This window comes from Parageobacillus galactosidasius (genome assembly GCF_002217735.1).
Classification (GTDB): Bacteria; Bacillota; Bacilli; order Bacillales; family Anoxybacillaceae; genus Parageobacillus_B; species Parageobacillus_B toebii.
This window is the reverse complement of the sequence record NZ_NDYL01000002.1, coordinates 2,002,230-2,017,333: the sequence shown is the minus strand read 5'-3', so window position 1 is coordinate 2,017,333 and position 15,104 is coordinate 2,002,230. Positions and strand designations below refer to the sequence as shown.

The 15,104-nt window shown below is 41.9% G+C and carries 15 protein-coding genes, 1 tRNA gene, 1 rRNA gene, 1 other RNA gene and 2 other annotated features (1 of these 20 only partly in view); of the genes, 4 read left to right on the top strand and 14 right to left on the bottom strand.

The window, feature by feature from the left end; all coding sequences use genetic code 11:
- From B9L23_RS19745 to tadA, 8 genes are all read right to left on the bottom strand, one after another.
- A 16S ribosomal RNA gene (locus B9L23_RS19745) occupies nt 1-107 on the bottom strand; the annotation flags it as partial.
- Nucleotides 108-401: 294 nt separating this feature from the next.
- The gene (locus tag B9L23_RS19740) at nt 402-668 is read right to left on the bottom strand and encodes a pro-sigmaK processing inhibitor BofA family protein (protein ID WP_089098296.1); all 267 of its coding nucleotides are present in this window, start codon (nt 666-668) and stop codon (nt 402-404) included.
- Nucleotides 669-745: 77 nt separating this feature from the next.
- Nucleotides 746-970, bottom strand: coding sequence for a YaaL family protein (locus B9L23_RS19735; protein ID WP_012748801.1), 225 nt, complete (start codon nt 968-970; stop codon nt 746-748).
- A 23-nt stretch (nt 971-993) separates the two neighbouring features.
- A complete protein-coding gene (recR, locus tag B9L23_RS19730) occupies nt 994-1,590 on the bottom strand; it encodes a recombination mediator RecR (protein WP_012748800.1) in 597 nt (198 codons plus the stop codon).
- 11 nt (nt 1,591-1,601) lie between these two features.
- The gene (locus tag B9L23_RS19725; protein ID WP_003247376.1) at nt 1,602-1,925 is read right to left on the bottom strand and encodes a YbaB/EbfC family nucleoid-associated protein; all 324 of its coding nucleotides are present in this window, start codon (nt 1,923-1,925) and stop codon (nt 1,602-1,604) included.
- 25 nt (nt 1,926-1,950) lie between these two features.
- Nucleotides 1,951-3,636 (bottom strand): DNA polymerase III subunit gamma/tau, encoded by a 1,686-nt coding sequence (gene dnaX, locus B9L23_RS19720; RefSeq protein ID WP_089098295.1) that lies wholly within the window; start codon nt 3,634-3,636, stop codon nt 1,951-1,953.
- Between the two features lie 118 nt (nt 3,637-3,754).
- An RNA gene (gene ffs / locus B9L23_RS19715) (signal recognition particle sRNA large type) lies at nt 3,755-4,019 on the bottom strand.
- 53 nt (nt 4,020-4,072) lie between these two features.
- Nucleotides 4,073-4,555: a tRNA adenosine(34) deaminase TadA gene (gene tadA / locus B9L23_RS19710; RefSeq protein ID WP_211278825.1), complete on the bottom strand. Its 483-nt coding sequence runs from the start codon at nt 4,553-4,555 to the stop codon at nt 4,073-4,075.
- A gap of 85 nt (nt 4,556-4,640) precedes the next feature.
- On the opposite strand from tadA, the gene B9L23_RS19705 reads away from it, so the two are divergent.
- From B9L23_RS19705 to B9L23_RS19695, 3 genes are all read left to right on the top strand, one after another.
- Nucleotides 4,641-5,927, top strand: coding sequence for a glycoside hydrolase family 18 protein (locus B9L23_RS19705; protein ID WP_089098293.1), 1,287 nt, complete (start codon nt 4,641-4,643; stop codon nt 5,925-5,927).
- Nucleotides 5,928-6,030: 103 nt separating this feature from the next.
- Nucleotides 6,031-6,669 (top strand): deoxynucleoside kinase, encoded by a 639-nt coding sequence (locus B9L23_RS19700; protein ID WP_081189750.1) that lies wholly within the window; start codon nt 6,031-6,033, stop codon nt 6,667-6,669.
- Nucleotides 6,666-7,334, top strand: a complete 669-nt coding sequence (locus tag B9L23_RS19695; RefSeq protein WP_012748794.1) for a deoxynucleoside kinase — start codon at nt 6,666-6,668, stop codon at nt 7,332-7,334. Before B9L23_RS19700 ends, B9L23_RS19695 begins: the two co-directional genes overlap by 4 nt.
- Before the next feature lie 118 nt (nt 7,335-7,452).
- Here the strand turns inward: B9L23_RS19695 and B9L23_RS19690 are convergent.
- The 6 genes from B9L23_RS19690 to guaB all read right to left on the bottom strand — a co-directional run bounded on the left by B9L23_RS19690 (nt 7,453) and on the right by guaB (nt 13,799).
- Nucleotides 7,453-7,545 (bottom strand) — tRNA-Ser (locus tag B9L23_RS19690).
- Between the two features lie 89 nt (nt 7,546-7,634).
- Nucleotides 7,635-8,909, bottom strand: coding sequence for a serine--tRNA ligase (gene serS, locus B9L23_RS19685; protein WP_012748793.1), 1,275 nt, complete (start codon nt 8,907-8,909; stop codon nt 7,635-7,637).
- Between the two features lie 52 nt (nt 8,910-8,961).
- Nucleotides 8,962-9,178, bottom strand: a binding site (T-box leader).
- Between the two features lie 69 nt (nt 9,179-9,247).
- The gene (gene pdxT, locus B9L23_RS19680) at nt 9,248-9,826 is read right to left on the bottom strand and encodes a pyridoxal 5'-phosphate synthase glutaminase subunit PdxT (protein WP_012748791.1); all 579 of its coding nucleotides are present in this window, start codon (nt 9,824-9,826) and stop codon (nt 9,248-9,250) included.
- 17 nt (nt 9,827-9,843) lie between these two features.
- Nucleotides 9,844-10,728, bottom strand: a complete 885-nt coding sequence (pdxS, locus tag B9L23_RS19675; RefSeq protein ID WP_062756475.1) for a pyridoxal 5'-phosphate synthase lyase subunit PdxS — start codon at nt 10,726-10,728, stop codon at nt 9,844-9,846.
- A 151-nt stretch (nt 10,729-10,879) separates the two neighbouring features.
- Complete coding sequence (locus B9L23_RS19670) at nt 10,880-12,211, bottom strand: serine hydrolase (RefSeq protein ID WP_049757029.1); 1,332 nt, start codon at nt 12,209-12,211, stop codon at nt 10,880-10,882.
- A gap of 121 nt (nt 12,212-12,332) precedes the next feature.
- Nucleotides 12,333-13,799 carry an IMP dehydrogenase gene (gene guaB / locus B9L23_RS19665; protein WP_012748788.1) on the bottom strand — a complete coding sequence of 489 codons (1,467 nt, stop codon included), beginning with the start codon at nt 13,797-13,799 and terminating at the stop codon, nt 12,333-12,335.
- 128 nt (nt 13,800-13,927) lie between these two features.
- Here guaB and B9L23_RS19660 point away from each other — a divergent pair, with 128 nt between their 5' ends.
- Nucleotides 13,928-14,905: a YaaC family protein gene (locus tag B9L23_RS19660; protein ID WP_089098292.1), complete on the top strand. Its 978-nt coding sequence runs from the start codon at nt 13,928-13,930 to the stop codon at nt 14,903-14,905.
- A 52-nt stretch (nt 14,906-14,957) separates the two neighbouring features.
- Nucleotides 14,958-15,104: a sequence feature (most likely nonfunctional fraction of RNA operon), on the bottom strand (it continues 252 nt past the right edge of the window).

Below are 15,104 nucleotides of genomic sequence, written 5' to 3'. Positions count from 1 at the left end.
TCCGCCGCTAACCGAACAGAAGCAAGCTTCCGTTCGGTCCGCTCGACTTGCATGTATTAGGCACGCCGCCAGCGTTCGTCCTGAGCCAGGATCAAACTCTCCAAAAAGAAAGTTGATTGGCTTATTTTAGCTTCGGCACCGACACCAAAGGTGTCAAGTCGCTTCCGCTTTTCTTATTGACGCTTGCGTTTTGTTTAGTTTTCAAGGAACTTCGCACACTTTTTATATTATACATACTGCATTACATGTTGTCAACTTATTTATTCATTTTTTAACAACGACGTTTTTTAATATAATACATATAAAAATAAAAGTCAATATGTTTTTTCAAAAAATAAAAAAGGCGCTGATGGAAAACAACGCCTTTTTGTCATCTCGCTTACAAATGAAACATATCTTCCTTACATAACGATATACTTTTCGATGATAACTAAAGCTGCCGCTCCCGGTATCCCGAGAAATCCACATATGAATGCTGTTATGAAATTAATGGGGACATGAAATTGAAACGCTCCGCCAATTGCATTAATAACAAATAATACTAGCGCTCCAATGATTAGTTTAATCGCCCCATATCCTAAAAATTTTAATGCTTTTAATCGCGCTCCTGCTAATAATAAAACAATAATCATAGATGATAGCAAAATAAGTACAAATTTCGGTTCCATTTTCCACGCTCCTTTTTATTGCTTGTACTACAAACTTATGATGAAAGACGGAAAAAAGAACAAAAAAATAAAGGAAGCTATTTCACTCCCTTTAATGATACACGTCGATATTTTGCTTCACGAATTAAAAAAAAGTATTTGGCCTCTGTAACATTTAACGCCATTAGTACTTCTTCTGAAGGTTCTACACACTTTTCAATCAGCCGTTTCTGTTCATACCATTCGTCTCTCAGCGCTTGTAATTCTTCTACTAATTTTAAATCAAATTGCTTTTTTAGCCAGCCTTTCCGTCGCCATAACAAGTGACCCCCACCTCTTTCTCTTTCTATAACTCTCGACGTCCTTCCAAGGCTTTTGAAAGCGTCACTTCATCGGCATATTCCAAATCTCCGCCCACCGGTAAACCGTGGGCAATTCTCGTTACTTTTATTCCAGTTGGTTTTAGCAAACGCGATATATACATCGCGGTCGCTTCCCCTTCAATGTTCGGGTTTGTCGCCAAAATAACTTCTTGTACAGCTTCATCTTGCAATCTTTTTAATAACTCCGCAATTTTTATATCTTCTGGGCCGATGCCCTCCATTGGAGAAATGGCACCATGCAACACATGGTAAAGCCCATTGTATTCTTTCATTTTTTCCATAGCAATAACATCTTTTGGATCTTGCACAACACATATTGTTGTTCGATCTCGTCTTTCATCTTTGCAAATATAACAAGGATCTGTATCGGTAATGTGCCCACAAACCGTACAATATCTAATATTCCGTTTGACATCAACAAGCGATTTAGCAAATTCCAACACAGTATCTTCCTTCATCGTTAGAACAAAAAACGCAAGGCGAATAGCTGTTTTTGGTCCGATTCCGGGCAGCTTCATAAAACTATCGATTAGTTTAGATATTGGTTCTGGATAATGCATTAAAACTCCTCCTAGAACAATCCCGGAATATTCAATCCTTTTGTAAATTGTCCCATCATTTCGGCTGCTAACTCATCTGCTTTTTTCAAGGCATCATTTGTTGCTGCCAACACTAAGTCTTGGAGCATTTCAATGTCTTCTGGATCCACCACTTCTTCTTTGATTTTGACTTCCAAAATTTGTTTATGACCGTTCGCTATAACGGTCACCATACCGCCTCCTGCAGTGCCTTCTACCGTTTTTTCTGCTAATTGTTCTTGTGCTTTCTGCATTTCTTTTTGCATTTTTTGCATTTGTTTCATCATTTTTTGCATATTTCCCATTCCGCCACGCATCATTGTTTTTTCCTCCTTAATATGGTTATTCCTTAATTTCAATTAATTCCTCACCAAACAGCCGCTTTGCTTCCGCGATTAGTGGATCTTCTCCCTGTTCTTGTTCGCGCTTCGCTCCTTTTTCGCGAATGAATTCTTCTCTTATTTTGCTCCATTCTTCTTCAGGAACTGCCACCATTTCAAAACGTTTTTTCGTTAGCTCAAATAAAATCGCCTCTAAATTATCTTTCACATAATTCGTATTGTCAGCGGCCATTTTACAATGGATTTCATATTTAAACTTCAACACAAAAGCGTTTGGGCTTGCAGCAACTGGCTCGCTTTCCTGCAATAAGGCTGCATGGGATACTTTATGTTGCTTCCTTAATGTATCCAGCATCTCAGCCCAATGGCTTTTGATAAGCGATAAATCTTGATGGGTCGCTTGCTTTAAGATTTCATAAATACGGCCAACCGGCGTTTTATATCCTCCTGTTTTTAGCGTCTTTGTTTGTTTTTTCGTTTGCGCAGGGGCGGTTGTTGCGACAGATGCATGATGTTCTTTTAAACGGCGCAGCTCCGCTTCCAAATATTCCAGCTTTTTTGCGAGCGATTGAATTTCTTCAGAGGACAGTGATGGATAGGAAGCTTGTTGATGGCAAAGCTTCACCAGCGCAACCTCTAAAAAAATGCGCGGATGATTCGTCCATTTCATTTCTTGCTGGCTTTTATTTAACACTTCAATCGTTTCGTAGATGTCAGATAACGGAACTGACTGAGCCAAATGTTGAAACGTATCGTCAACAACTGTGCCTTTTATCGCCCCTTCTACATGGGGAGCCGTTTTATAAAGCAAAAGATCCCGATAATATAAAATTAAATCTTCAATAAGGCGATTAGGATCTTTTCCTTGATCCATCATTTCCTCAAGCAGCTGCAATGATGTTGCCGTATCTTTCTCATATATAGCCCGAACAAGAGAAGCCAATGTCGCGGAAGATACGGATCCGGTCATGGCAAGGACATCTTCAAGCAGCAATTCTCCATCACTAAATGAAATAGCTTGATCAAGCAAACTTAACGCATCACGCATTCCGCCGTCGGCCGCGCGAGCAATCGCAAACAAAGCCTCATCTGAAGCTTTTATCCCTTGCTGTTCAATAACTTGCCGCAACCTTGCGACAATAGAATGCAATGGAATTCGTCGAAAATCAAAGCGCTGACAACGGGAAATAATCGTAAGCGGAATTTTATGAGGCTCTGTTGTTGCTAATATAAAAATAACATGCTTTGGAGGTTCCTCTAACGTCTTTAATAACGCATTAAAAGCGCCAATTGAAAGCATATGTACTTCATCGATAATATATACCTTATAGCGAACAGATGTCGGCGCAAATTTCACTTTATCACGAATATCCCGAATTTCATCCACCCGGTTGTTCGAAGCCGCATCAATTTCCAATACGTCTGGAATGGCGCCATTCGTAATCCCGATGCATGCAGGACATTCGTTGCATGGCTCCGCCGTCGGTGCATGCTCACAATTTACCGCTTTTGCTAAAATTTTCGCAGCGCTCGTTTTTCCTGTACCACGCGGACCAGAAAACAAATATGCATGAGATATTTTATTTTGAAGCAGGGCACTTTGCAATGTTTTCGTCACGTGTTCTTGACCGACAACATCTGCAAACCGCTGCGGCCGAAAAACACGATATAAAGCTTGGTATGTCACGAAATGGCCCCCCTCTTTTTCTCATCTTATTTATTATATAATGTCTTCGCCTTTTTTCAAAATAAGAAATAAAAAAACTCACTCGCAAGGAGTGAGTTCTATGTTCTCTTTATGTAGGCCGTGCACCTTCTGTCGATTAGCTGCCCCAAGCGTTGCTCAAGCAGTTAGCTCAGCCCAGGCACCCCCGCGGCACATGGGAGAATCCGCTTACTGCTGCTTCCTTCCGGACCTGACAGGGTTCACGGAATCCCATTGCGCGGGACCCAGACGTCAACACCACTTACTTGAGACAGACCTTACGGCAAACTAACCTCGAGAAGGGATTCAGCCTCGCTAGAGCGGATTGCGAGTACAGGGCACCGCTACCTCCCCGCTTAGCACGGCAATATAAGTATATCGGTTTTTGAAACAAAATGCAATGACTGACTTCGATCATTTAGCTGGAACTTTGCCCAATATTTTTCTTTTTTTCGCGGAGCTTTCGAAAAAAGCTGCTTAACATTTGCCCGCATTCTTCTCCTAATATCCCGCTTGTCACTTCCGCTTGATGATTAAATCTTCCTTCTTGCAACAAATTCATCAATGTTCCTGCGCAGCCTCCTTTTGGGTCACTTGCACCGAACACGACCCGCTTAATGCGGGCAAGTACAATGGCGCCAGCGCACATCGCGCAAGGTTCTAATGTGACATACAATGTCGCGTCTTCTAAGCGCCATGATCCTACTTCCTTACACGCTTTATCAATCGCTAAAATTTCGGCGTGGGCAATGGCACGCTGTTCCGTCTCCCGCAAATTATGAGCGCGAGCAATAATACAGCCATCTTGGACAATGATCGCACCAATTGGAACTTCTCCTATTTGCTCTGCTTTTTTCGCTTCTTCTATAGCTAAACGCATATAGTATTCATCGTTTACCATTGCTAAACTCCTCGTAAAAACGGTCATTTCTGCTCTTTTTTCATCATAAAATAAGAAGAACGAAGACGCAACTAGGGGGTATAATATGCAAATTCACGTTGTACAAAGCGGGCAAACGTTAAGCGGAATTGCTCAAGCGTATAATACGACTCCTGAAGAAATCATTCGGGCAAACGAACTTCCAAATCCAAACGATCTTGTTGTTGGTCAAGCACTTGTTATCCCCATTGTTGGCCGCTTTTATTGGGTTCAGCGCGGCGATAGTTTATGGTCCATCTCCCGGAAATTTTCCATTCCTGCGCAGCGTCTTGCGGAAATTAACCGCATTTCCTTAAATAGCCCGCTGCAAGTTGGACAACGTTTATACATTCCGCCAAAAGCAAAACGGAGAGCCGAGTTTAACGGATACATTGAGCCGCGAGGAACGACTGTCAGCCCAGCGCTGGAGGCAAGTGCTCGTCAAGCAGCCCCATATTTAACATACTTAGCTCCGTTTCAGTTCCAAATTCAGCGAAATGCAGCACTCAAAGAACCTCCATTGAATAATTTCCCATCTATCGCTCGCGCCAATCGCGTTACTTTAATCATGGTCGTTACCAATATCGAAAACGATCAATTTAGCGATGAACTAGGAGCGCTTATTTTAAACAACGAACAATTACAAAACCGTCTATTAGAAAACATTGTAACAACAGCAAAAAAATACGGATTTCGCGATATTCACTTTGATATGGAATATTTGCGTCCCGAAGACCGCGAAGCGTATAACGCGTTTTTGCGAAAAGCAAAACGGCGATTTGAACGTGAAGGGTGGCTTATGTCTACCGCGTTGGCGCCAAAAACAAGCGCGACACAAAAAGGCCGCTGGTATGAAGCGCATGATTACCGCGCCCACGGACAAATTGTTGATTTTGTCGTCATTATGACATATGAATGGGGATATAGCGGTGGACCGCCAATGGCGGTTTCTCCAATTGGCCCTGTTCGGCAGGTGATCGAATATGCCATTTCCGAAATGCCCGCTTCTAAAATTATGATGGGACAAAACTTATACGGATACGATTGGACGCTTCCATACGTACCGGGTGGACCATATGCACGGGCGATTAGTCCGCAACAAGCGATCCGTCTTGCTGCTCAATACAATGTCGCCATTGAATATGACACCAAAGCGCAAGCTCCTCATTTCCGCTATCGGGACGAAAACGGAAAAGAACACGAAGTTTGGTTTGAAGATGCCCGTTCGATTCAAGCAAAATTTGACTTAGTAAAAGAACTCGGCCTACGGGGAATCAGCTATTGGAAACTAGGATTAGATTTTCCGCAAAATTGGTTGCTGCTAACAGATAACTTTACTGTTGTAAAAAGGTAAATAATACTTTTTTCAATCGCACTTGGTTGTTTTTCCAAGTGCGATTTTATTTATCTATGTGTTAAAATAAATTTTATCTGTCTAAGGAGAAGGGGGAGCACAGATGGGAATGGTTCCATTTATCGCGATAGAAGGTCCGATTGGGGTTGGGAAAACTTCATTGGCAAAAGCGATTTCCGAACACTTCCGCTATCATTTAGTGAAAGAAATCGTCGATGAAAATCCATTTCTCGGGAAATTTTATGAAAATATCGAAGAATGGAGCTTCCAAACGGAAATGTTTTTCCTTTGCCATCGTTATAAGCAATTAGAAGAAATTGATCGTAACTTTCTTCAACAAAAAAAACCAGTTGTTGCCGATTACCATATTATGAAAAATGTAATTTTCGCCAAAAGAACGTTAAAAGAACATCATTATAAAAAATATATAAAAATTTATGATATTTTAACAGATGGTTTACCTCAACCTAATATGATCATTTACTTACATGCCAGCCTTGAAACGCTATTAACACGCATTCATCAACGCGGCCGCGACTTTGAGAAAAGAATGGATCCGGTCTACTTACAGCAGCTAGCCGCTGATTATGAAGAAGCGTTTGCTCTATTCGAACAAGCAAATCCACATATTCCAGTTCTTCGGTTCAACGGGGACTTGCTCGATTTCGTTCAACGGGAAGAAGATTTACATTACATATTCGAACGAGTAAAAACTGTCGTAAAAGGGGTTTCGCAACGATGAACTTACGTGAAAAATATCGTATTCCAGATAACGCGATCATTACGATTGCCGGAACAGTCGGTGTCGGTAAATCAACCATGACAAAAGCATTAGCCAAAGCGCTAAATTTTCGCACTTCATTTGAAAAAGTAGATACAAATCCATATTTAGACAAGTTTTATGATAATTTTGAACGTTGGAGTTTTCATTTACAAATTTATTTTCTTGCGGAGCGATTTAAAGAACAAAAGCGGATGTTTGAATATGGCGGCGGCTTTGTTCAAGATCGGTCTATTTACGAAGACGCGCATATTTTTGCAAAAATGCACTTTGAAAATGGAACAATGACGGCTGTGGATTACGAAACATATACAAGCTTATTTCAAGCGATGGTCATGACACCGTATTTCCCGCATCCTGATTTGCTTATTTATTTGGAAGGAAGTTTTGAGGAAGTGATGAAGCGCATTCGTGAGCGCGGGCGTCCAATGGAACAGAAAACACCTATATCATATTGGAAGGAAATGTATGAACGTTATGAGAAATGGATTAATGAATTTAACGCTTGCCCAGTTCTTCGCGTAAACATTAACGAATACGATATTGTCGAAGACGAGCAGTCCATCGAACCAATTATTAAAAAAGCTTCAACGATTATTCACGAGTATTATCGTATAAAAAAATAACCGCCACTATTAGGCGGTTATTTTTTGCTTTGGAAAAATAAAAATTCGTTACAAAATGTAACGAATCGTCTCGGATAACAATCTCCACTTATGCGCGTTGGTATTTTCAATTCCTTTATGGCGGAGGAGGAGGGATTCGAACCCCCGCGCGCCTTGCGGCGCCTCTCGGTTTTCAAGACCGACCCCTTCAGCCAGACTTGGGTACTCCTCCGTACTGACATCATTCAATATAACATCACTAAAGATAAAAGTCAACACCTTTTATGGCAGAGCGGGCGGGCAAATCCGCCCTGCTCTTATTTATCGAATAACTTCTAGATTTCCCATGTACGGACGCAGTACTTCTGGAATGACAACCGTTCCATCTTCCTGCTGATAGTTTTCTAAGATGGCGGCCACCGTGCGACCAATCGCCAACCCTGATCCATTGAGCGTATGCACATATTCCGGTTTCGCCTTTGGTTCGCGGCGGAAACGAATGTTAGCACGCCGTGCTTGGAATGCCTCAAAGTTGCTGCACGAAGAAATCTCACGATACGTTCCATAGCTTGGCAGCCATACTTCAATATCATATGTCTTCGCCGATGAGAACCCTAAATCACCGGTGCATAAACATACAACACGATAAGGAAGTCCAAGCAGCTGCAAAATTCTCTCTGCTTGATTTGTTAACTTTTCTAATTCGTCATATGAATCTTCCGGTTTCACAAATTTCACCAGCTCTACTTTATTAAATTGATGCTGGCGAATAAGCCCTCTTGTATCACGTCCAGCAGAACCAGCTTCGGCGCGAAAACATGCACTATAAGCAACATAGTAAATCGGCAAATCTTCCGCGGATAAAATTTCATCACGATGTAAATTTGTCACAGGCACCTCTGCTGTCGGAATTAAAAAGTAATCGTCTGTTTCGATACGGAATGCGTCTTCTTCAAATTTTGGCAATTGCCCTGTTCCCGTCATACTCGCCCGATTGACAAGGTACGGAGGCAATATCTCTTGATAGCCAAACTCCTCGATATGAACATCAAGCATAAAGTTAATTAACGCGCGCTCCAGGCGGGCGCCGAGTCCTTTATAAAAGACAAAGCGGCTTCCTGTTACTTTCGCGGCCCGTTCAAAATCAAGAATACCGAGCTGTTCGGCAATATCCCAGTGCGGTTTCGGTTCAAATGAAAACGAACGCGGTTCCCCCCATTTGCGGACTTCGACATTATCTTCTTCCGACTTTCCGACGGGCACCGATTCATGTGGGATATTTGGAATAGACAATAATAACGCATTTAGTTCCTCTTCCACTTGGCGGATTTCATCATCCATGGTTTTAATGCGATCCCCTACATCCCGCATCTCGGCAATGAGATGATCAGCATCTTTTTTCTCGCGTTTCAATACGGCGATTTGTTGGGATACTTCATTTCGTTTATTTTTTAGTTCTTCTGCTTTTGCGATTAATTCGCGGCGCTTTTTGTCTAGCTCTTCAAAGCGATCGATATTTGTTAAATCTTCGCCGCGCTTTAGAAGCTTTTCTTTTACTTCTTCAAAATGATTGCGCAAATATTTGACATCAAGCATCAACGATACCTCCTTTTTTATTATTATTATAAAATAAAAACTCCCGTCCCCAAAAAGGGACGAGAGTAATCCCGCGTTGCCACCCTAATTGAAGACGAGGCTGTCTTCCGCTTGAATCGATAACGGCGAAAAGCCGAAAATGCTTACTAGCTTGCGCGTTCGGCATTTTACTCCAGGATGGATTCACAAGTGTTTCCCATCGGTTTGCACCACCCACCGACTCTCTGAAGAGAAACGACCTTGCTACTAGTTCCTTTCATCGCTTTAGCGCTATGCGATTTTCATATGCCTGTTTGTACCAATAATGTACTATAAGTTTTTTTGAAACGCAACTCTTTTTATGCTTTCGCTTCTTTCACCATATTGAGAAAATATTGTGTCATACGATAGTCATCGGTCAATTCAGGATGGAACGAGCATCCTAGAAACTGCCCTTGTCTTGCCGCAACAATACGTCCTTCATATTTCGCCAAAACTTCGACGTCCTCTCCTACTTCCACAATATGTGGAGCGCGGATAAATACACCGATAAAATCATCGGCAACGCCAGCAATCGAAAGCTCGGCTTCAAAACTTTCACGTTGACGGCCAAAAGAATTGCGTTCCACCGTAATATCCATCAATCCTAGATGCGGCTCATCATAACCGACGATTCGTTTCGCTAACAAAATGAGGCCAGCGCACGTGCCGAACATCGGCTTTCCCGCTGCAGCAAACTGTTTTAACGGCTCGATAAATCCGTATTTATCCATCAAACGGCGCATCGTCGTACTTTCGCCGCCAGGAAGAATAAGGCCGTCAATTTCCTCTAATTGCTCTATTTTTTTTACGACCACTGCCTCGGCGCCGCACGCTTCAATGGAACGAACATGTTCTTGTACGGCACCTTGTAAGCCAAGCACTCCAATTTTCATCATAACGTCTACTCCTTTACTTACCAACCACGCTCTTGCATACGTTGTTCTGGCAATAATGATGCGACATCAATGCCGCGCATTGCGCTACCTAATCCTTTGGATAAATGGGCGATTAGCTCGTAATCTTCATAATGTGCCGTTGCTTCAACGATCGCCCGCGCATATTTTTCTGGATTTTCCGATTTAAAAATACCTGAACCGACAAATACCCCATCTGCACCTAAATGCATCATCAATGCCGCGTCAGCCGGGGTCGCGATACCGCCTGCGGCAAAGTTGACGACAGGGAGGCGGCCTAACCGCTTAATTTCGCGCAATACTTCAACCGGAGCACCTAAATTCTTCGCTTCTGTCACAAGCTCGTCTTCACTCATGCTGACGACTTTTCGTATTTGCGCATTTACTTTGCGCATATGACGCACTGCCTCGACAATGTTTCCTGTTCCTGGTTCTCCTTTTGTGCGAAGCATCGATGCCCCTTCAGCAATGCGGCGCGCCGCTTCTCCTAAGTCGCGACAACCGCAAACAAACGGAACGGTAAATTGTCTTTTATCAATATGGAATTCTTCATCAGCTGGTGTTAATACTTCACTCTCATCAATATAATCAACACCTAACGCCTCAAGGACGCGTGCTTCGACGTAATGACCGATACGCGCTTTGGCCATAACAGGAATCGATACGGCCTTCATCACTTCTTCAATGACCGTCGGATCTGCCATGCGCGCGACACCGCCAGCGGCACGAATATCAGCAGGGACGCGTTCCAATGCCATCACCGCTACTGCACCGGCTGCCTCTGCGATTTTCGCCTGTTCCGCATTCACCACGTCCATGATGACGCCGCCTTTTTGCATTTCCGCCATTCCCCGTTTTACACGATCTGTACCTGTAATTGCCACTTGTCATTCCTCCTTATTTCACTATGCCGTTATACTGTGATGGTTAACGCTAAATACCACAGTATTACAATAGATGATTACATTTTTTTATTTTACCTCAATTTTTTAAAAAATCACAATAGAAAAAAGCTCCCTAAAAAGGAAGGAGCTTTTAAAACCAGCCTTTGACCGTTTTTACTACGCTTGTCCATACATCGCCAAACAGCCCGCCAATTCCTCTCACTGCAAGCACAAACCAGTTTGCTTTTTCGACGCTTTTCTTTGTAACAATATTTACTTTTACATTATTTTTCATTTCTGGACTTAAAAAGCTATACTCCTCTGTGCCTTTGTATTGCAATGTCATATATCCGACTTTTTCACCTTTTTTTATAGGTGCGACTAATTCACCTTTGTCTGTTAATTTCTTTTGATCAAAAACATATACAGGACGATAGTTTTTTTCCTCTCCGTTTTTCACGACAAGAAAAAACGGCTTATCGGTTACGATGGCAACCGACTTTTCTTTTCCTTTCACTACCGGTAGCGTCGATTTTCCTTTTAGTTGATATCCTTTCGGGTATAGCTTTTTGATAGAGTAATTGCTAAATCCATAGTGAAGCAGTTTTTCCGTTTGTTCAAATCGAGCTTCGATGGTCGATTTTCCGTTGCTTTTCGCATTCATCACTACTGTAATGAAACGAACGCCATCTCGTTCCGCTGTTCCGGTAAAACAGTATCCAGCAAATTCGGTATAACCTGTTTTTAATCCGTCTACTCCTTCATATTCGCGAACGAGTCCAGGCAGCATCCAGTTCCAGTTATCCATCTTAATTTGATCATCGGTTCCTTCGCGAAATATTTTCCGAGGAGTACTTGCTGTTTCCAATACTTCTGGATATTCTTTCAACAAATGATACGCTAGTGTGGCGACGGAACGGGCAGACATCACATTCTCTTCTCTCTCGTTCGTTCCTTCCGGATGAAACCCTTTTAAATCTTCATTGCTTAATCCCGTGGAGTTGACAAATTTATATCCCTTAAGTCCTAATTGTTTCGCCTTTTCATTCATCATTTTGACAAAGTTTTGTTCCGAACCACCGACAATTTCGGCAATAGCTACCGTTGCAGCGTTGGCGGAATAAATCGCCATCGCTTCGTAAAGCTCACGAACAGTGTATTTTTCGTCTTTTCGTAAAGGAACGTTGGATAAAGAGCGATCTTGCGAAAGACGATAAACGTAGTCGCTTGGTGTATATTGCTGATCCCATTTTACCCGTTTTTCTTTAATTGCTTCTAACAGTAAGTACTCGGTCATCATTTTGGTCATACTAGCAATACCGAGAACTGTATCAATATTTTTTTGATACAAAATTCTCCCTGTATTTGCATCAACAAGTATCGCCGCATCTGCTTCGATATTTAGCGGATCGCTTGCTGCTTTTGCCACACGAAATGGCAACAGGCTCAAAAATAGAGAAATAATAAGTAAACTGATCAACATTTTATGTTTGATGTTTTTCACTGTCACACCCTCCTCACACAAACGTTATTGTAACACACTCCAGTGCAAAAAAATAGACGGAGAAGCTTTTCTCCGCCTAAGTTAGGTCAATAGACATATATTAAGAAAGAGAATAGTTTGGTGCTTCTTTCGTAATTTGCACATCATGCGGATGGCTTTCTCGCAATCCGGCACTCGTCATGCGAATAAATTGCGTCTTTTCTCGTAGTTCTTCTAAATTTCTTGTTCCGCAATACCCCATTCCTGCACGTAAACCGCCGACAAGCTGATAAATCGTGTCAGCTAAAGGTCCTTTGTAAGGAACGCGCCCTTCAATTCCTTCAGGAACAAACTTTTTATTATCCTCTTGAAAATAACGGTCTTTGCTTCCTTTTTCCATCGCAGCAACAGATCCCATTCCGCGATACACTTTAAATCTTCTTCCTTGATAAATTTCCGTTTCTCCAGGGCTTTCTGATACTCCGGCTAAAAGGCTGCCCAACATGACCGCGTGTGCCCCTGCTGCCAATGCTTTTACAATATCGCCGGAATATTTAATTCCGCCATCGGCGATGATCGGGACGCCATATTTACGGGCTTCTGTCGCACAGTCGTATATTGCCGTAATTTGCGGTACACCGACTCCCGCGACAACGCGCGTCGTACAGATCGACCCAGGGCCAATTCCGACTTTAATGATGTTCGCTCCTGCCTCGATCAAGTCGCGTGTCGCCTCCGCTGTCGCGACATTTCCAGCGATAATATTTAAGTCTGGATATTGTTCGCGAATTTTACGCACCGTTTCAAGGACGCCTTTGGAATGGCCATGCGCCGTGTCCACGACAATGACGTCAACATTTGCTTCTACCAGCTTTTTCACGCGAATCATCGTATCAGCTGTAACACCAACAGCTGCCCCTACAAGAAGCCGTCCTTTCGCGTCTTTTGCGGAATTTGGAAACTCGATTACTTTTTCAATATCTTTAATCGTAATAAGTCCTTTTAGTACTCCGTTTTCATCGACAAGCGGCAATTTTTCAACTTTGTACTTTTGTAAAATCTTTTCTGCTTCTTCTAGTGTCGTTCCGACCGGGGCTGTGATTAAATTTTCTTTTGTCATTACATCGGCGATTTTAATGGAATAGTCTTGGATGAAACGCAAATCACGATTTGTAATAATGCCAACGAGCTTTTGCTCTTCCTCATTATTGACAATCGGCACGCCAGAAATACGATATTTACTCATTAAATGTTCCGCATCGTATACTTGATGTTCAGGGGTTAAGAAAAATGGATCCGTAATAACTCCTCGCTCCGAACGTTTCACTTTGTCTACTTGCTCTGCTTGCTGCTCGATGGACATATTTTTATGGATAATCCCAAGCCCACCTTGTCTTGCCATGGCAATTGCCATTTCTGCTTCGGTTACCGTATCCATTCCTGCGCTAATAATCGGGATGTTCAACTGTAATGTTTCGCTTAACTTTGTAGTCACATCTACATCACGAGGCAATACATCTGATTTTGCAGGAATAAGGAGCACATCGTCAAACGTTAATCCTTCTTTAGCAAATTTCGATTCCCACATGTTTTCTCCCCCTTGTCCGGAAAATTATTATTAGTAGCTTATCAACTGGTTAAACTACTGTCAAGGAATAGAGAAAATGTTCAACTTTTCAGTTATTTTGTTAAAAAATTCATGGTAGGGGGATAGAAATGTTGGATGACAGAAACATTCCAAACAAATTTATCGTATTTCATTCGGCAGATATAGCTCAACAACTGCTTTATCAATGCTATGTAAAACAAGAAAGAGAAGATGCTATGCAAAAAAGCTACACGAACTGCTATCCATTTCTTTATTATTTAGAACACGGCCAAAACTTTTATTCAACCGCACGCCATGCGCCTTTATCGATTAAGCCTGTTCTTTTATTTTACGGAATGGTACAACTTTTAAAAGCTTGCCTGCTTACTGTCGATGCAGATTATCCTGAGTCTACTTCCGTTTTAGCACACGGAGTCTCAACAAGAAAAAGAAAAAAACAAGGATATGAATTTTTAGATGACGAAGTAAAGGTACAAAAAAACGGCTTGTTCACTCATTTTTCTGAAAAAATGTTTCATGTGAAACAAACAACAGGAGAAAAATTTCGAATGGTTACGTTACTGCAAAGAATATGCGAACTACATGAATCACTTTCCATATTTAACGATAAAAAAATATTGTCTATAGAAGTTATACATAACTCTTCTCTCAATTCCATTGCGATTCCGATAGAAATTTTAGATCATTATCATATGACGTTAAATCGCTTTATTCATTACATAGAGCATGAATGGCATTTTTTAAAAGCTACTTTTGTGAAAGAAGAAGATCGTTTTATTCACATCGGCATCGAATCGCCACTACAGCCAATTGGATGTGAACCATTTATGTTTCATTTGAATGGAACATACCGTATTCCAGTAAAGAGAGAAAAAATATTTATGCTTCCGGAAGTAATTGCCCATTATTTATTACTATATAACTTAAGTATGATTTCACGATATGAAACGGAATGGTGGAGTGAGTTATTACACTCTTATTCAAGTAACGCATATACATTGATTGTTCAATTTTTATCTTTGACTGCAGAAAAAGTACCGTTATTGCTTTATGAATATTTGATACAGCGGCTGTTTCCAGCATAATGAAAAAGCACCCTGCCTAGAATAAGGCAGGGTGCTCTATCAGTGAAATCTTGCCTAGCAACGACCTACTCTTGCAGGGGCGCTGGCCCCAACTACCATCGGCGCTGGAGAGCTTAACTTCCGTGTTCGGGATGGGAACGGGTGTTTCCTCTCCGCTATTGTCACTAGGCAATTATCCACCCTCTCAGGCCGGCTACGC